Here is a 17772-nt window from a genome sequence, read left to right as displayed (position 1 = left end):
ATGTACGGCTGGATCTTCACCCACCTGCCGGGGCCGACGTGGGCCCGCGTCATCCAGTCCGCGGTGCTCATCGGGGCTGTGGTGGCCGCGCTGTTCCTGTGGGTCTTCCCCGCTGTGGCCCCGTACATGCCGTTCAACGACCAGACCGTGGGAGAGGGTTGATGAGTCGCATCCTCGTCATCGACAACTACGACAGCTTCGTCTACACGATCGTCGGCTACCTGCAGCAACTCGGGGCGCAGACCACCGTGGTCCGCAACGACGACGAGTCGCTCGGCGGCGCGGAACCGTTGGCCGGCTACGACGGCGTGCTCGTCTCACCCGGCCCGGGCACCCCGAAGGAGGCGGGCGAGAGCACGGCGATCATCGAGCGGTGTGCGGAGCAGGAGGTGCCGATGCTCGGCGTGTGCCTCGGCCACCAGGCCCTCGGTGAGGTCTTCGGCGGGGTGGTCAACCACTCGCCGGAGCTCATGCACGGCAAGACCTCGGAGGTGGAGCACGACGGCACCGGTGTCTTCGCGTCGCTCCCGTCACCGTTCACCGCGACCCGCTACCACTCCCTCGCCGTCCAGGCGGACACCGTGCCCGACGTGCTCCGGGTCACCGGGCACACGGCGAACGGCATCGTGATGGGGCTGGAGCACCGGAGCCTGCCGCTGCACGGGGTGCAGTTCCACCCGGAGTCGGTTCTCACCGAGGGTGGGCACCGGCTGCTCGCGAACTGGCTCGCGCTCGCCGGGGACGGCGAGGCCGTCGCCCGCAGCGCCGGGCTGGCCCCGCTCGTGACGCCGCACTGACGCCCCGGCGTACGAACCCTACGGCCCCTCGGGCGGCTCCTCGCCGCCCGGATCCGGCGTCGGTTCCGTGGTTGGTTCCGTGGTCGGGTCGGTCGTGGGGTCCGTGGTGGGCGGGTCGGTCGTCGGCTCCTGGGTCGGCTCCGGGATCGACACGATCAGCTCCACCACGGTGCCCTGCGGCACGGAGCCCTCACGGTCCTGGTTGAGGACCACACCGGGCGGACCCGGGTCCTCCTGGTTGGTGACCCGGGAGCTGAGGCCCAGTTCGGTGATGGTGTTCTGCGCCGCCTCGAGGTCCTGACCCACGAGCGACGGCAGGTCCACGTTCCCGGTGGCGAGGACGATCGTGATCGCGTCCTCCGGGTTGGCCATGGTGCCGGCCTCCGGCTCGGTGCGGATCGCCTCGTCGGCGCCGAAGTCCGGGCTGTTCTCGGTGGTGGTGCGGATGTTCGCGCCGCTGAAACCGGCGTCGATCAGTTCCTGGCGGGCCCGGTCCTGGCTCAGCCCGGACACGTCCGGGATCTCGAACTCGCCCGGCCCGGAGGAGAACACCACGGTGACCGGGGAGCCCGCCTCGACCTCGGCGCCGGTGGTCGGGTTCCAGGACACCGCCTCACCCTCGGGGATCTCCGGGTCCGTGACCGGGTCACCGAGGACCAGTTCCAGGCCGGGGCCGTCCTCGGTGGCCACCGTGTCGGCGAGCGCCGTGCGCGCCTGCTCCTGGGTCATCGAGGTCAGGTCGGGGACCATCACCGTGGTCGGCTCGACCGGTTCCTCCGGCCGGTTCAGGGCGAGCAGGATGATGCCGATCAGGGCTGCGACGCCGACGACGGCGAGGATCCAGATCAGCGTCTTGTTGCTCTTCGGCTCGTCCTCCGGCTCCGGTTCGGCCGCCGCCGTCGGCTCGGCGATGGCCGCGCCGCCGAGGACCTGGGTCGCGCCCGTCGCGGCCGCGGCCGACACCGCGCCGAGGGGCGGGGCGCTGATCGCCTCCTGCCGGGCGGCGGCCTCGAGGTCGCCCCGGAACTGCGCGGCGCTCGAGTAGCGCTCGTCCCGGTCCTTCGCGAGCGCGAGCATCGTGATCCGGTCGAGCGACTCGGGCACGTCCGGCGCGAACGTGCTCGGCCTCGGCGGCTCCTCGCTGACGTGCTGGTAGGCGACCGCCACGGCGGAGTCACCGATGAACGGCGGCCGGCCGGTGAGGAGCTCGAAGAGGAGACATCCGGTCGAGTACAGGTCCGAGCGGGCGTCGACGACTTCGCCGCGGGCCTGCTCCGGGGAGAGGTACTGCGCGGTCCCGACGACGGCGTGGGTCTGGGTCATCGTCGCGGCCGAGTCCGCCATCGCGCGGGCGATGCCGAAGTCCATCACCTTCACGGCACCGGTGGGCGTCAGCATCACGTTCGCGGGCTTGATGTCGCGGTGCACGATGCCGGCGTGGTGGGAGTACTCGAGCGCGGACAGCACGCCCTGCGTGATCTCGATCGCCTCGTCGATGGGCAGCGCGGAACCGTCGCGGAGCAGGTCGCGGACGGTGTGACCTTCGACGTACTCCATCACGATGAACGGGATCCGCACCTCGGCGCCGTCGATCCCGCTGCTGAGGTCCTCACCGGTGTCATAGACGGAGACAATCGCCGGGTGGTTGAGCGACGCGGCGGCCTGGGCCTCGCGGCGGAACCGGGCGTGGAAGCTCGGGTCGCGGGCGAGGTCCGGGCGCAGCATCTTGATCGCGACCGAGCGACCGAGCCGGTTGTCACGCCCGATGTGCACCTCGGCCATGCCGCCGCGACCGATAAGTTCGCCGATCTCGTAGCGTCCGGCCAGCACTCGGGGAACGTCGTCTACCACTTAGCGTTCCTTCACTCTCTCGTCTGGGACTGGTCGGTGCGCTGCGCCCGCAAGCAGGGGGGACACGACCGCCAGGGACGCGTCAACGTCCCATAGCCTACCGAGCCATAACGCGATCACCGTCAGGACCGCCGCCACGGCCACGATTCCGGCCGCCCACCACCATCCCGCGCGGGCCCGGGCGAACAGGCCGTCGGCCGCGTGTATGGCCACCGGGTGCTCCCGGTGCGCACCGATGCCGGGTCGCGACGCGGGTTCCGCGCGGAGCGCGCGGCGGCTGGGCAGGGGGCCGTCGACGGCGGCCGGTGCGCCTCCCGAGATCGCCGGCAGTGGGCCGCGGGGGGTGGTGGGCGCATTCGGGTCCGTCTCGGACAGGGGGCGCCAGCGTGGGCGGGTCACCGTGGCGCTGGGCGCACCGTCGGGGTTCTCCTCGTCGCCGGAGTCGTCGTCCCGGTCCAGGGAGTCGCCGTCGCCGCTGTCGCCGTCACGGTCATCGTGGCCACCGCCGGGATGGTCGCCGTCGCCGCCATGGTCATGGCGGCCGCCGGTGCGGCCCTCCTCGGCGAACCAGACCTGGGTGAGGGCACCGGACCGAGGTGCCCGATCGCCGTCGGGCTCGGTGATCTGGGTGGCGGGCCGCTCGGCGGCCGGCTCGATGGTGACGTCGAGCTGGGCGGCGAGCTCCTCGAGCGAACGCGCCAACGAGGCGGCGCTGCGTGGGCGCCGCTCGGGATCCTTCTCGAGCATGGCCATCACGATGTCGCGCACCCGCGCGTCGATCGTCTCCGGGAGCTCCGGTACCGGCTGCTTGACGTGCGCGAACGCGATGTCGACCTGCGAGCCACCGGTGAACGGGCGCTTGCCGACCAGGGCCTCGTAGGCGACCACGCCGAGTGCGTAGATGTCCCCGGCTCCGGTGGCGGCGCGGCCCATGGCCTGCTCGGGGGGCAGGTACTGGGCAGTGCCCATGACCATCCCGGCCGCGGTCATCGGTGCCTGGTTGGAGCCGAGGGAGATCCCGAAGTCGGTGATCTTCACGTACCCGTCGGGGGTGATCAGGATGTTGGACGGCTTGACGTCCCGGTGCACCACGCCGGCCATGTGCGCGGTGTGCAGGGCGCGCGCCGTCTGGGCCAGGATCGGCAGCAGCTGGGCCGGTTCGAGGTGGCGCTCGCGCTCCAGCAGCTCGGCCAACGGTTCCCCGTGCACGAGCTCCATGATCAGGTACCCGGACCCGTCACCCTCGCCGTAGTCGTACATGGCGGCGATGTTCTGGTGCGAGAGCGCCGCCGAGTTCCGGGCCTCGGCGCGCAGCCGGTCCAGGAAAGTCTTCTCCCCGGTGAACTCCGCGCGCAGGACCTTCGCGGCGACCCGGCGCCGCAGGTGCCGATCGAGTGCGATCCACACCTCACCCATGCCGCCGATGGCGATCCGGGACTCCAACTCGTAGCGGTCACCGAGGACCAGACCGGCCGCGGGGATCATCCGCCGAGCACCGCCTCGATCACGGCACGGGCGATCGGTGCGGCCACCTGGGCGCCGGTGGCCTCGTCACCGAGGGCGCCGCCGTCCTCCACGACCACGGCGACCGCGACCTGCGGGTCGTCGGCGGGGGCGAAGGACGTGAACCACGCGTCCGGGGCCACGTCGTCGGTCAGCCCGGTCTCGGCGGTGCCGGTCTTGCCGGCCACCTGGACCCCGCTGATCCGGGCCGGGGACCCGGTCCCGTTCTCGACGACGTTGACCATCATGTCCGTCATCTGCGCGGCCGTGGTGGCCGACATCGGGGTGGCCCACTCCCGCGGTGACGCCGAGTAGGTCAGCTGCAGGTTCGGGCCGCGCTCGGCCGCCACCAGGTACGGCTCCATGATCACGCCGTCGTTCGCGACCGCCGCCGAGACCATCGCCATCTGCAGGGGGGTGACCCGGGTGTTGTACTGGCCGATCGCCGTCATCGCGGTCTGTGCCGGGTCCAGATCCTCCCCGATCGTCGACGGCGTCACGTTCAGCGGGATCTCGAGGTTCCGGTCGAAGCCGAACGCCTGGGTCTGCTCGGTCAGCGCGTCCGCCCCGAACTCGACCCCGAGCGCCGCGAACGGGGTGTTGCAGGAGACCTGGAGGGCGTAGGTGAGGGTGACCGTGTCCTCGTTCGTGCACGGACCGCCGCCCGGGTTCTGGATGTAGGTGTCCTCGGTGCCCGGCAGCAGGAACTCCGTGGGCGCCGGCACCTGCGAGTCCGGCGTGTACTCGCCCGACTCCAGCGCCATCGCCACGTCGATGAGCTTGAAGGTGGACCCGGGCGCGTAGAGATCCCCCCCGATGGTGCGGTTGAACAGCGGGTTCGACGGGTCCGCGACCAGGTCGGCATACGCCGCGGTCACCTCCTCCGAGACGTGCCCGGCGAGGACGTTCGGGTCATACGTCGGTTTGGAGACCATGGCCAGGATCGCCCCGGTGTTCGGGTCCATGGCGACCACGGCGCCGGTGTTGTCGCCCAGGGCGTCCCAGGCGGCCTGCTGCGCCGCCGGGTCGAGGGTCAGCTCCACGGTGCCGCCCTGCTGCTCGGCGCCTGTGAAAAGGGCCCGGATCCGGGCCAGCAGCAGCGAGTCGTCGGTGCCGTTCAGGACCGTGTTCGCGGCCTGCTCCATCCCGCTCAGGCTGTACATGCCGTAGTAGCCGGTGACCGGCGCGTACAGCGGCCCGTTCGCGTAGGTGCGCTGGAAGCCGAAGGCGTCGTCGACGGGCACCGAGGAGGCGACCGGGCTGCCGGCGACCACGATCGGGCCGCGGTCGTGACCGTAGTCGCGGTACAGGGTGCGTACGTTGCGGGCGTCGTTGTTGAGCGAGTTCGCCTGGAAGAACTGGACCCAGGTCGCGCCGCCCATGAGGGCGAAGAACATCACCACGATCACGATGCTGAGCTTGCGCAGGGGGGCGTTCATGGGCGTTCCACCACCTCGGTGTGCTGGTCGTCGGTGGGGATCACACCGGTGTCGTCGAGGTCGTCGGCGGCCGGGGCCTCCTCGTCCGGGACCACCTCGAGGGCGGTCTCGGTCGAGATCACGCCGCCGCCACCCTCGCCGGCGGGCCGGCGGGCGGCGTCGGACATCCGCAGCAGCAGGCCGACCACGATCCAGTTGGCCACCAGCGAGGAGCCGCCGCTGGCCAGGAACGGCATGGTCAGCCCGGTGAGCGGGATCAGTCTGGTCACCCCGCCGACCACGACGAAGCACTGCAGGGCGATCACGAACGACAGCCCGGAGGCGAGGAGCTTGCCGAACCCGTCGCGCAGGCCGATGCCGGTCCGGATGCCGCGCTCGATCAGGATCAGGTATAGCATCAGGATCGCCATCACGCCGGTCAGGCCGAGCTCCTCGCCGAGCGAGGCCATGATGAAGTCGGAGTTCGCGTACGGCACCAGGTCCGGGTAGCCCTCGCCCCAGCCGGTGCCGAACAGCCCGCCGCTGGCCATCCCGAACAGGCCGCGGACGACTTGCCCCGAGCCGCCGGGATCCCGGTTGTAGATCTCCGGGTCGAGGGCGTTCAGCCACACGTCCACGCGCGCGCCGACGTGCCCGAAGATGTTGGCCGCGAGCACCGCGCCGGCCGCGAACATCAGCAACCCGATCAGGATCCAGCTCCACCGTTCCGTGGCCACGTACAGCATCGCGACGAACAGCCCGAAGAACAGCAGCGAACTGCCGAGGTCGGTCTGGCGCACCAGCACCAGGATGCTGACCGCCCAGGCGAGCACGATCGGGCCGAAGTCGCGCAGCCGGGGCAGCTGGAGTCCGAGGATCTTCGGCCCGGCGAGCGTGAGCACGTCCCGGTGGGTGACCAGGTACCCGGCGAAGAACACGGCCAGCGCGATCTTCGCGAACTCGGCCGGCTGCACCGAGAACGGCCCGACGCGGACCCAGACCTGGGCCCCGTTGATGTTCACACCGAGGCCCGGGAGCATCGGCAGGACCAGCAGCACCAGGCCGATGACCATCGCGGTGTAGGTGTAGCGGCGCAGCGTGCGGTGATCGCGGAGAAGGATGAGGACGACGGCGGCGCAGGCGGCGCCGATGATCGTCCAGAGCTCTTGGCGGTCGCCGAAGCCCGCGGTCAGGCCGCGGGCGTCCAGGCGCAGGTCGATCCGATGGATCATCGCCAGCCCGATGCCGTTCAGGGCCATCACGATCGGCAGGATGAGCGGGTCGGCGTAGGGTGCGCGCCAGCGCAGGATCAGGTGGAGCCCGACGGCGATCCCGGCCAGGGTGGCCGCGTAGCCTCCGAAGCCGGGCGGCAGGGCGTCGCCGGTGGCGAGGCCGACCAGGGCGTAGGCGCCGATGCCCAGGGTCAGGGCGAGGAGCAGCAGGCCGATCTCCACGCCGCGCCCGGTGCGGACCCTGCTCGGGGCGACGGTGGCCATCAGGGTTCCCCGGTCGACTGGGACCGCAGGTCCTCGACGACCGCCTGGGCGTCGGCCAGGGAGGTCGCCGCGATCACGTCCTCGACGTGGGTCCTGGCGAAGGCGGGCAGGTCCTCGAGCGCGATCGTCGTGGTCTCGTGCAGGTGGGACAGGTCCAACGGTCCCAGGGACTGCGGGATGCCCTGGTAGATCGCGACGTGGTCGCCGTCCGGCGCCACGAAGTACTGGGTCTGGGTCCACCGGTAGCCGAGGGTCAGGGCACCCGCGATCAGCGCCAGCGAGACCAGGATCCCGATCCCCAGCCGCAGCGCACGTCGGCGCGGGGGTTCGAGGGCGAGCGCGGCCTCCTCGGCCGCCCGTCCGTCGTCGTCATCGTCGTCGAGGTACCGCTCGGCGTCCGCCGGGGAGTCCGGGCGCTCGCCGACCCGGGCCGGCCGGCCCGTGGTGCGGGTGAGCGCGGCGGCCCGGGCGGCGGCGCTGTCGCCGCCCCGGGTCGGCTTCGAGCGGTCGACGGCGGCCGCTCCCACGATCATCGGCGTGGTCTCGGGTAGTTCGTCCGTCTCGACGACGTCCGCGAGCACGATGGTGATGTTGTCCTGCCCGCCGGCGCGCAGGGCCAGGTCGATCAGGGCGTCGGCGCACTCGCCGAGGTCGGTCAGCGCGGTGACGGTCTCGGTGATCGTCTCGGCCGAGACGTAGGAGGACAGGCCGTCCGAGCAGAGCAGCCAGCGATCGCCGGCGCGGGCCTCACGTACGGACTCGTCGAGTTCCACGTCGGCGGCGTCGTCACCGAGGACCCGCAGCAGCACCGACCGGTGCGGGTGGTGCTCGGCCTCCTCCGGGCTGAGCTGGCCGAGGTCCACGAGGTGCTGCACGAACGTGTGGTCGGCGGTGATCTGGATGAGCTCGCCGTCGCGGAGCAGGTACGCGCGGGAGTCTCCGACGTGCACCATGCCGAGCTTGCGTCCCGAGCGCAGCAGCGCGATCACGGTGGTGCCGAGCCCGGCGAGCTCGGGCTTGGCGTCGGAGTACTCGACGAGGTCGGTGTGCGCGGCGCCGACGGCCCGGCGGAGCTGGTCGACCAGGTCGTCGCCGCCGTGGGCCTCCCCGTCGAGCGGAGCGAGGTGTGCCACCGCGACGGAGGAGGCGATGTCACCCCCGGCCGGCCCGCCCATGCCGTCGGCGAGCACCAGCAGGTGCGGGCCGGCGTACCCGGAGTCCTGGTTCACGGAGCGGACCAGGCCCACGTCGGAGCGGGCGACGTACTTGAGGGTCAGGGTCACGTGGCCTACCGGTGCAGTTCGATGACGGTCTGGCCGATCCGGATCGGCGTGCCGATCGTGACCGGGGTCGGGCCGTTGACGCGGTGCGCACCGAGGTACGTGCCGTTGCGGGACTCGAGGTCCTCGACGAACCACTGACCGTCCTCGGGGAAGATCCGGGCGTGCCGGTTCGAGGCGTAGTCGTCGTCGAGGACGAGGGTGGCCGACGGCGCCCGGCCGATCAGGACCGACGATTGGCCCAACTTGAGCGTGGTGCCCCGCAACGGCCCCGCGGTCACGCGGATGCTTGTCGGTGCCCCACGAGAGGTGCGCGCACCGCGTTGGTTCGCTCCGCCGTCGGGCCCGGACCGGCGCGAGCCGGTCAGGACCGAGCCACGCGCGATCACCCGGGTGCCGAAGATGTCCCGCCGCAGGACCGACACCGCGGAGAGGACCAGCAGCCAGAGCACCACGAGGTAGCCCACCCGCAACAGGGTGACGATCAGTTCGCTCACCAGGGGGCCTCAGCGGCCGTCGCCGTCGGCGCCGGTCCAGAACAGGATGCGGGTGCGGCCGATCGTGAGCGTGTTGCCGTCCACCAGGGTGGCGGCGGCCACCTGGTGGCCCTCGACGAACGTGCCGTTCGTGGAGCCGAGGTCGGTCGCGATCACGCCGTCCGGGGTGATCCGGATCTCCAGGTGGCGCCGGGACACCCCGGAGTCGTCCACGATGATGTCCGCCTCGGAGCCGCGGCCGATCACGGTCACCGGGCCGGTCAGCAGGTAGCGCTGGCCGTCGATGTCCACGATCGGGTGCCGTGCGGTCGCCGTGGACGTGGCCGGTGCGACGGCGCCCCGCCGGGAACTGGAGCGGACCTTGAAGCGGCCCGGCTCGAGGTCCTCGGACTGGTCGAACTCGACCTCCACCGGACCGACGAACACGTAGTTCTGGCTCTTCGCGTGGTCGGTGGCCGCGGCGATCATCTCGTCCGCCATCGCCTCCTCGCCCCAGTCCAGAACCTGCTCGTAGTCCTTCGGCGAGAGCTCCACCACGAACGTGTTCGGGACCACGGTGCGGCCGCGGGACAGTGCGGCGGTGCGGTCGTCCATGTCCCGGCGGATGGCGCTGGCGATCTCCACCGGCTTCAGCTCGGACCGGAACGCCTTCGCGAACGCGTTGTTGACGACCCGTTCCACACCCTTCTCGAAACGGTCCAGCACTCCCATGGCGCACCTCCTCCCAGTTGTCGGTGGGCCGGCGGCCCACTGTGTGGTTGCTCACCCACACCCACCGTGCACCGTCCTCGGGCGCAGCGTGGATGCGGGCGAACGCCCACTGTTACCCCAGATCGTAAACGTCATGGGGACCTGACGGGGTAAGGCGTGCCCGCGCGGGGGGTTCCGGGTGGCCGGAGACACCCGGGCATCGTGATAATCTACGGAACGCTGATCGAGGTGGCGTGCCACCGAGAGTAGCGGCGCGCGCGAGTGGCGGAATAGGCAGACGCGCACGGTTCAGGTCCGTGTGCCCGAAAGGGCGTGGGGGTTCAACTCCCCCCTCGCGCACCAGCAGAGACCGGCGGGATCCCAACGAAACGTAGGGGTCCCGCCGGTCTCGTTCTGTCTCCATGCGCCTATGGACGCGCGGTGCGTGCGCTCGACGACGACGGCCCGTGCCTCCACGACAGCCCTGCCGAAGTGGCCGGTCTCCTAGGTGATCGACTATCGCGGTCTCCGGCGAGCATGCGCCGGTGGAAGCCTTCCGTCGGTGCGGATCGGGCGAGGGGTGCTCATCTCACGCAAGCCGTGCTCGAGTCGCTGCCGCCGCCGGGCGCAACTCCTACCGGCGCCACAGGTGGCGGTCTGCGGCTCCGGTCAGCCGGTGCTGCGTGCGCCGGCGACCATCGCCTCGACCAGGCGTCGGACCGCGGCGGTGTCGACGGGGCCGGGCCCGGTCACCAGCATGAACAGTGCGCCACCGTACAGCGTGATCAGCAGCGGCACCGCGCCGGGCGGGGCGCCGGCGTCCCGGAGGGCCAGGTGCATCGCCTGGGTCTGCGCCTCGGCGGCCTCGGACAGCCTGGCGAGCGCGGCGGCCAGCGCTGGTCGCCGTTGGGCCTCCAGTTGCAACTCATAGATCGCGAGGTAGCGGGCCCGCTGCGTGGTGGCCGCCTCGACGAGCGAGACCGTCAGCAGTTCGGTCAGGTGGCCGGACACGTCACCGCCCTGCTTCGCAGCGCCCGCAGCGCCCGCGGCGGTCGCGGCCGCCGACTCGGCGAGGTGGACGTCGGCGACGCGGCGAGCTGCAGCGCTGAGCAGCTCGTCACGGCTGGGAAAGTAGTTCGCGGTGGTGCCGATCGGCACCTGGGCCGCGCGATCGACGGCGCGGTGCGTGACCCCTCCGACACCGGCGAGCGCCGTGATCGCAATGGCGGCGTCGGCGAGGGCGTCGCGTCGTTGGGGGTTGGTGCGGGGCATTCGCCCAGTATGACAACATGTGTGCCACAACAAACGTTGTGGAATAGGGCTCGACGGGAGTGACGATGGAATCGACAGCAGTGGTGGCCGGAGGCGGCATCGCAGGCCTGGCCTCGGCCCTGGGCCTGGCGCAGGCGGGCTGGCAGGTCACCGTGCTCGAGCAGGCCACCGAGCTCGGCGAGGTCGGCGCCGGCGTCGCGCTCGCGCGCAACGGCGTCGCCGCGCTGCGTGGACTCGGGTTCGACGATTCCGCGATCGAGGCGCTCGGGGTGCCGACGCGTGCGGGCGGCGTATATGACCTGCACGGTCGCCCGATTCGTCCGATCGCGGACGACGTCGACGCCGTCGCGATGCGAGGCGTGCACCGCGCCAGGCTGCACTCGGCACTGCTGCAGCGCGTCCGCGACCTGGGCGTCGACCTCGTCACAGGCATCACGGTCACCGGCGCACGCCCCGGATCACCCGACGGCGAGCAGGCCGTGGTGCTCACGACGGGCGCCCAGCATGCGGCAGATCTCGTGGTGGCCGCCGACGGCGTCCGGAGCGCCGTGCGCACCGCGCTGACGCCGTCCGCGCGAGCGGTCTACTCGGGCTACTCCAGCTGGCGGGCTGTGACACCGCTGGCGCTGCGGCCGGCCGTGCTGCGTCAGTACTGGGGGCCGCACGCGGAGTTCGGGGCGATGCCGGTCGGACCGGATCAGACCTACTGGTACGGGTACGTGAAGATGCCCGAGGGGGTCCGGCTGCCGGACGAGCATGCGGCGGCCCGGGACCGGTTCGCCGACTGGGCGCCCGAGGTCGTCGACATGATCGAGCAGACGGACCCGGGGGCGGTGATGCGTCACGACGTCCTGCACCTGCCAGGAGGTATGCCCCGCTACGTCATCGGCCGGGTCGCCGCCACCGGAGACGCCGCCCACGGTGGCCTCCCGACCGTCGGGCAGGGCGCTGCCACCGCTCTGGAGGACGGCATCAGCGTCGCCAGGCTGGTCGGTGCCCCGGTCGTAGCGGGGCGTCCGTTGGCCGCGGCCCTCGCGGACTACGACTCGCAGCGGCGGCCACGCTGCCGTGCGATCTCCCGCACCGCGCTCGTCACGGCCCGGGTCGGCTCCCACCTCGGTCCGCGGTTCCAGGGCGTTCGCAACGCGCTGTTCCGAAGGACTCCCACGAGCGCGATCTCACGGGGCGCCGACGCCGTCATGGGCTGGAACCCGCCGGCCTGACGGGTCGACCTCGGCAACCAGGCAGTCGGGCCGACGTCGCCGAGCCGGGTCCTTGCGTAGGACCCAGGGGAGGCGATCGCCACCTCACCGACACCCTGATCCCCTGCAGTCTCCCCTACCGTCCGAACTCCGGCGCGAACCAACCCAGGGACCTACCGTCCGGGGTCCTGGGCAACGCGCCCTCACGTGTCGCCTGGTCCAGCCCCGGATGGGCGCCACGAGGCTCAGCACGAGCATCACGGTGGTCGAGCGACTCCGACGACGCGCCGTCCTCGTGGGTGCCTTCCCACGAGAACGGCGCCGCTCGCGTCGAGTGCTAGCTGCTGACCCGCACGTTGTGGAACGTCCCGGTGGCGTAGTTGGCGATCGCGTTGTCCTGCTGGTTGGCGTCGATCACCATGCCGACGAAGATCCGGTTCCGCATCGGGATCCGTTCGTACCCGATCCGGGTCCACTGGAGGGAGTCCGGGCTCAGGAAGGCCTCGAACTCGAGGCCGCGCTTGACCAGCCGGATCCACTGCGGCTCGACGTCGAGCACCTCGTCCTCCTCGTAGGGGTAGGAGCCGATGCTGGGACCGGGCCCGTGCGACTGGATCCGGGTGACGTGCCCCTTGAGCCCGTCACGAGCGACCTGGAGACCGCCGGCGAAGTAGCGTGAGTCCTCGTCCAGGGTCTCCCGGAACATGAAGCCGGCGAAGATGCCGTCCCACGGACGGCTCACCGAGTCGATCCGGCCCATGATCTCGACCGTGTCATCGGGTCTGGCCCGGAGCTCCTGGTACAGGAACTGGAACGCGTCGGTCCGGCCGCGTACCTTGCCGGAGCCCGTGATCGTGATGTCGCCGGAGGTGGGGTCGCGGTACGCCGAGCCGACCAGCGGCACCGCTCCGACGTCGCCCGAGGTCCAGTCGCCGGTCCCCGAGGTCTGGTTGACGTGGATCGGTACGGCGGTCGAGTGGACCTTGACGCCGCGGCTGTCGATCACCCGTGCCGAGAGGTACCAGGTCCCGACCGGGGCGTCCCAGGTGACCCGGTAGGGCGCCCGGGTGGCTTCACCGATCTTCTCCCCGTTCGAGTAGAACTCCACCGCGGTGATCGTCGCGCCCTCGACGGTGGTCGCCTCGGCGAACACCCGGAGCGACTGGGTGGCGCGCCCGGCCGAGGTGACCAGGTTGGGCTCGGGGCTGGTCACGGCGACCGACGGGTAGCCGTCGATCTCGCTGGTGATCGAGTTGAGGTACCGCTCGAGGTTGCTGTAGCCATCACTGCCGATCGCGGCGCCGTCGGCCGGGTCGTCGGGATCGAGACCCTGCGCGTTCTCCCAGTCGTCCGGGATGCCGTCCTGGTCGCTGTCGAGGGGCGGGTCGCCGCCGTCGAGCACCGGGTAGCCGCCGACCTCGTTCTGGGAGTTGATCAGCCGCCCGGTGCCGGTGCGGACCTCGTGGAGGAGCCGCGCGTCGACGGAGTCGTAGAAGGGCAGACTCGCACCGACGCCGGCCAGCACGGCCTCGTAGGCATCCTCGGCCGAGAGCGTCTCCGTCAGGGGGTAGGAGATCGTCGCGGGTGCGTCGAGCAGGTTGATGCCGCCACCCGGCACGTTGACGATTCCGCCGACCTGGGGGGTCAGCGACGGATCCGCCGCCTGCCCGACCACCTGGTAGGAGATGCCGAGGGTGTTGTCCTCGGTGACGTCGGGGTGACCTTCGACCGCATTGCCCGCCACGTACCAACTGCCGCCGCGGTAGGGCTCGATGATGTGGCGTTCGATGCTGCCCAAGGTGTCCGGACCGGGCTTGTAGTAGTTCCCGACGACGTTGATCCCCTCACACCACTCGGCCCCGTAGAGCGAGCTGAAGCCGTGGTTGTACACGACGTTGTTGCGGTGGTCGACGCGCATCTCCATGTCCTCGGTGAAGCTGAAGCGCGGGTTGCGGCCACCCTGATGGACGAGCAGGTTGTTGTGATAGGTGATGTTCTCACCGCCCCAGAGCCCGCCGTACCCGTGCAACCCCTTGAGGTGGGTGGACATCGCCAGGCCCTCGTGGATGATGCAGTTGCTCACGGTGACGTCGTAGTTGCCGTAAAGCGACAGGCACTCGTCGATACCCCAGCCGACCGAACAGTGGTCGACGACGATGTTGCGCCGCCCGCGTCCGTTGAAGGTGTCGATGCCGCCCGGGTTGGCGCCGTCGCCGGCGCGGACACGGAGGTAGCGCACGATCACGTTGTCGGCATCGATCTTGAACTCGTTGCCGATGATGGCGATGCCGCCGCCGGGCGCGGTCTGGCCGGCGATCGTGGTGTTGCCACCGGTCACGGTGAGACCGGACTCCAGCGAGATCGTTCCACCGACGCCGAACACGATGGTGCGGTCGCCGGCCTCGAGCGCCTCGCGCAGAGTTCCCGGCCCGGAGTCGTCGAGCGAGGTGACCTCGACGACCTCGTGGCCGCGACCGCCGGTGGTGAACTTGCCGGCTCCCTCGCAGCCGGGAAAGGCCGGCACCGTGTTGCCCACGACCGCATCCGGCTGCGGCGGCATCGCCGGCCGTGGTCCGGACGGTGGTGCGGCCGCCGCCGGACGGAGCGCGTGCAGGCCGGCGAGCGCCGTGCCCGTGAGCACGGCCCCGCCGAGGACGAAGTGACGGCGGTCTAGACCGTCTCGGGCATGGTCGACGTGCTCGGATCGTGCGGACATGCGGCCTCCTGTGCGCGGCATCGCGCGGTGACTGTGCTCTGGCTGGAGACGGCGCACCGGTCGGGCGCCCCGTCGCCTCTCGATCTCGGTGCATAGAAAATTAGGCCCGCATGGCTATGAATGCAATGGGTTGCCCAAATCCTCCCAGAGTGTGGGACGGCGCACGGAGAGGGCGCCGTCGTCTCAGGACGACTCCGGGATCGCGGTCTGCCCACGTCCGCGGTGCTCGCCGACCGACGCGTCCGGTCGCTCAGGTAGCGCGGTAGGTGCGGATCTCGTCCGGCCAGGCGAGCGTGACGCCGAGCGTGTCGGCGAGCAGCCTCTGGTAGTCGCCGACGTGGGTGCCATCGGCCCGGACCTTGCTGGGCGGGACGTCGCGCTCGAGGCAGAAGGCCGCCAGGGCGCCGGCCGCCTCACCGACGGACCACTCGACAGGGTGCAGTCGGTAGCAGCCGTTGGTGATGTGGGTGGCACCGAGCGTCTTGCCCGCCGCGAGCAGGTTGTCGACGCGTATCGGGATGAGTGCACCGAGGGGGATCTGGAACGGGTAGGACTCGATGTCCACGTAGGTGCGGCCGGCCGTGCTCGGGTGCAGGTCGATGCGGTAGTGGCCGATGCCGACGCTGTCGGGGAAGACCTCGCTGCCGGCGCCAGGTCGGCGGGCATCGACTCCGACGTGCTGCTCGAGGATCGTGAACTCGGCCCGGATGCGGCGTGACTCCCGGATGTAGGGAGCCTTGGCGAGCCCGTCGAGGGTGCCGAGGACGTCCCCGCGCAGGCGCAGGCCCGAATAGCCCTGCCCGTCCCCGTCGTGCCGTGGTGCCTCGGTCTGCATCCAGTACAGGAAGGACAGGGATAGGTCGCGTGCGCCGGCGAGGGCTGCTGCCCGTGCCGTCTCGTCGACGCCGAGCAGAGGCCCGTCCCAGTAGTCGACCTGCGGCCAGTTCACGAGGCTGATGTCGCTGTCGAAGGCGCCCGGCGTGAACTGGCGGCGCGCGAGGATCCGGCGGTAGTGCCACAGGTCCGGCTCCCGGGCGCTGTCCGGCTCGCCGAGGAAGATCGGGCGGCTGCGCTGTTCGAGCGTGATCGGATCGACGTCGGTCCAGGACAACTGCGGGCCGGGCCAGAACTCCGGCACGGCCGAGCGCCAGTGGTCGTAGCCGGCCGGTCGGGAGATCGTGTGGTCCTCGCCCGGGTGGTAGTCCACGGCGAAGCACCACGAGATCGCCTGCTGATCGAGCGGGTCGGCGCTCGCGGGCGCGTGGAGCTCTCCGGTGGTGTCCTGGCCCTCGGCCCCGATGACGTGCTCGACCCCGGCCAGCGCGAGCACATCACCGAGTTCGCTGGCATCCAGCACGTAGGAGGCGGTGATCGTGACGTCGCCTGCAGGTCCGCGCAGCGTGACGGCGTCGATGCGGTCGCCGGTCGTCTCGGCCGCGATCGGTTCGTGCTCGGTCAGGACCGTGAGCCGGCCGGAGGAGCGCCACGGGGCCAGCAGCTCATCGATCGCCGCGAGCGCCGCGCGCGGTTCATGGCAGAGCCGGCTCACGAAACCGAGCCCGGGATTGAGGGTCGGGTTCGCAGCCGCCTCCGGAGTCAGGGGGTAGCCACGCCGGTAGTAGCCGCGGATGGCCTCCCGTAGGCGCGTGTATCCGGCGGCCGTGTGCTCGGTGTCGATCCAGCGGTTCTCGTCCGGTGGCACGGCCTGGCTGGTGAGCTGGCCACCCAGCCAGTCGGTCGGCTCGGTCAGGACGACCCGTCGGCGCAGGCGGGCGCCGGTCAGCGCGGCGGCGACCCCGCCGATGCCGCCGCCGACGACGAGGATGTCGGTGTCGAGCTCTCGTGCGTCGACCACGCCGTCACCACTCCGCGAAGGAGCCGTCGTCGTGTCGCCACAGCGGTGGTCGCCACCGGTGCGGCTGGGCCGCGGCCGCGCGGACCGCGGCCTCGTCGATGTCGATGCCCAGGCCCGGGCCGGTGAGTCGTTCGATGTGGCCGGAGTTGATCCTCAACGGCCCGGGGTCGGTGAGGTACGGGGCGTCGCCGGCGTCGTCGTAAGTGCTGAACGGCAGTTCCTGGATCAGGTAGTTCGGCACCGTGAAGCCGATCTGCAGGCACGACGCGAGCGCGATCGGGCCGAGCGGGCAGTGCGGTGCGAGCGCGACGTCGTAGGCGGAGGCCAGGGCCGCGATCCGCATCGTCTCGCTGATCCCACCCGCGTGCGACAGGTCCGGCTGGGCGACCGAGATGCCGGCGTCCAACGCCAGACGGAACTCCCCGACCGAGTACAGCCGCTCCCCGGTCGCGATCGGCGCGCTGGTGGCGGCCGTGAGTCGGCCGAGGTGAACCGTGTACTCGGGTAGCACCGGTTCCTCGATGAACAACGGGAGGTACTCGGCGAGCAGCGGCAGCACCCGCCGGGCCATCGGCAGGGAGAACCGGCCGTGCAGGTCCATGGCGAGGTCGGCATCCCCGAGCGCGTCCCGGAGCGGGTCGAGGAGTTCGTGCATGCCGCGGATGGCGGCGCGGTCGTCAAGGAAGCCCAGCCTGCCGGTCGGGGTGACCTTCACGGCGGTGAACCCGTCGGCGACGAGCCGGGCCGCATGGTCGGCCACGTCGGCGGGGGTGTCACCGTGAGCCGCGGTGTAGACCCGCACCCGGTCCCTGACCGGGCCACCGAGCAGTTCGTGCACGGGCACGCCGCGGGCCTTGCCGGCGATGTCCCACAACGCCTGGTCGAGGCCGGCCACCGCCGAGGACAGCACCGGGCCACCGCGGTAGAAGCCGGACTTGGACATCACCTGCCAGTGGTCGGCGATCCGCAGCGGGTCCTTGCCGATCAGGTACTCGGCGAGGATGTCGACGCCTGCCTGCACGGCCTCGGCGCGACCCTCGACGATCGGCTCGCCCCACCCGACCACGCCCTCGTCGGTGGCCAACCGAACGAACAGCCAGCGGGGTGGGACCTGGAACGTCTCGATGTCCACGATCCGCATGCTTTCGGGCTCCTTGAGTGCATGGTGAGGGCGGCGCGGCTGGTGGCGCCGACG

14 protein-coding genes and 1 tRNA gene are annotated in these 17772 nt (G+C 71.2%); 4 read left to right on the top strand and 11 right to left on the bottom strand.

The window, feature by feature from the left end; genetic code table 11:
* Together EXU48_RS24360 and EXU48_RS00510 are read left to right on the top strand one after the other, a co-directional pair.
* Complete coding sequence (locus EXU48_RS24360) at positions 1-162, top strand: hypothetical protein (protein ID WP_165962633.1); 162 nt, start codon at positions 1-3, stop codon at positions 160-162.
* On the top strand, positions 162-797 hold the full coding sequence (locus EXU48_RS00510) for an aminodeoxychorismate/anthranilate synthase component II (RefSeq protein WP_133105633.1): 636 nt from the start codon (positions 162-164) through the stop codon (positions 795-797). Before EXU48_RS24360 ends, EXU48_RS00510 begins: the two co-directional genes overlap by 1 nt.
* 18 nt (positions 798-815) lie before the next feature.
* Here EXU48_RS00510 and pknB read toward each other — a convergent pair whose 3' ends face one another.
* The 7 genes from pknB to EXU48_RS00475 are packed head-to-tail and all read right to left on the bottom strand — an operon-like array spanning position 816 to position 9553.
* Positions 816-2648: a Stk1 family PASTA domain-containing Ser/Thr kinase gene (gene pknB / locus EXU48_RS00505; protein WP_133105632.1), complete on the bottom strand. Its 1833-nt coding sequence runs from the start codon at positions 2646-2648 to the stop codon at positions 816-818.
* A complete protein-coding gene (locus tag EXU48_RS24690; RefSeq protein WP_207947562.1) occupies positions 2649-4133 on the bottom strand; it encodes a serine/threonine-protein kinase in 1485 nt (494 codons plus the stop codon).
* Positions 4130-5590 carry a peptidoglycan D,D-transpeptidase FtsI family protein gene (locus EXU48_RS00495; protein ID WP_133105631.1) on the bottom strand — a complete coding sequence of 487 codons (1461 nt, stop codon included), beginning with the start codon at positions 5588-5590 and terminating at the stop codon, positions 4130-4132. Before EXU48_RS00495 ends, EXU48_RS24690 begins: the two co-directional genes overlap by 4 nt.
* Positions 5587-7065 (bottom strand): FtsW/RodA/SpoVE family cell cycle protein, encoded by a 1479-nt coding sequence (locus tag EXU48_RS00490; RefSeq protein WP_133105630.1) that lies wholly within the window; start codon positions 7063-7065, stop codon positions 5587-5589. Before EXU48_RS00490 ends, EXU48_RS00495 begins: the two co-directional genes overlap by 4 nt.
* A complete protein-coding gene (locus EXU48_RS00485; protein ID WP_133105629.1) occupies positions 7065-8348 on the bottom strand; it encodes a PP2C family protein-serine/threonine phosphatase in 1284 nt (427 codons plus the stop codon). Before EXU48_RS00485 ends, EXU48_RS00490 begins: the two co-directional genes overlap by 1 nt.
* 5 nt (positions 8349-8353) lie before the next feature.
* Positions 8354-8842: an FHA domain-containing protein FhaB/FipA gene (locus tag EXU48_RS00480; protein ID WP_133105628.1), complete on the bottom strand. Its 489-nt coding sequence runs from the start codon at positions 8840-8842 to the stop codon at positions 8354-8356.
* Positions 8843-8851: 9 nt separating this feature from the next.
* Positions 8852-9553, bottom strand: coding sequence for an FhaA domain-containing protein (locus EXU48_RS00475; RefSeq protein ID WP_133105627.1), 702 nt, complete (start codon positions 9551-9553; stop codon positions 8852-8854).
* Positions 9554-9808: 255 nt separating this feature from the next.
* On the opposite strand from EXU48_RS00475, the gene EXU48_RS00470 reads away from it, so the two are divergent.
* Positions 9809-9895 (top strand) — tRNA-Leu (locus EXU48_RS00470).
* 306 nt (positions 9896-10201) lie between these two features.
* Here the strand turns inward: EXU48_RS00470 and EXU48_RS00465 are convergent.
* Positions 10202-10804, bottom strand: coding sequence for a TetR/AcrR family transcriptional regulator (locus tag EXU48_RS00465; RefSeq protein WP_133105626.1), 603 nt, complete (start codon positions 10802-10804; stop codon positions 10202-10204).
* 65 nt (positions 10805-10869) lie between these two features.
* Between EXU48_RS00465 and EXU48_RS00460 the strand changes: the two genes are divergently transcribed.
* The gene (locus EXU48_RS00460; RefSeq protein WP_133105625.1) at positions 10870-12027 is read left to right on the top strand and encodes an FAD-dependent oxidoreductase; all 1158 of its coding nucleotides are present in this window, start codon (positions 10870-10872) and stop codon (positions 12025-12027) included.
* Positions 12028-12343: 316 nt separating this feature from the next.
* Here EXU48_RS00460 and EXU48_RS00455 read toward each other — a convergent pair whose 3' ends face one another.
* From EXU48_RS00455 to dgoD, 3 genes are all read right to left on the bottom strand, one after another.
* Complete coding sequence (locus EXU48_RS00455) at positions 12344-14722, bottom strand: Ig-like domain-containing protein (RefSeq protein WP_133105624.1); 2379 nt, start codon at positions 14720-14722, stop codon at positions 12344-12346.
* A 250-nt stretch (positions 14723-14972) separates the two neighbouring features.
* Entirely contained in the window at positions 14973-16577 is a 1605-nt protein-coding gene (locus EXU48_RS00450) for an FAD-dependent oxidoreductase (protein WP_133105623.1), read from the bottom strand.
* A gap of 4 nt (positions 16578-16581) precedes the next feature.
* The gene (gene dgoD, locus EXU48_RS00445; RefSeq protein WP_133105622.1) at positions 16582-17718 is read right to left on the bottom strand and encodes a galactonate dehydratase; all 1137 of its coding nucleotides are present in this window, start codon (positions 17716-17718) and stop codon (positions 16582-16584) included.
* Positions 17719-17772 lie beyond the last annotated feature (54 nt).

Origin of the sequence: Occultella glacieicola (assembly GCF_004353825.1) — a bacterium.
Taxonomy (GTDB): Bacteria; Actinomycetota; Actinomycetes; order Actinomycetales; family Beutenbergiaceae; genus Occultella; species Occultella glacieicola.
The sequence above is the reverse complement of the archived record's forward strand: the minus strand, read 5'-3'. Positions and strand labels throughout refer to the sequence as shown.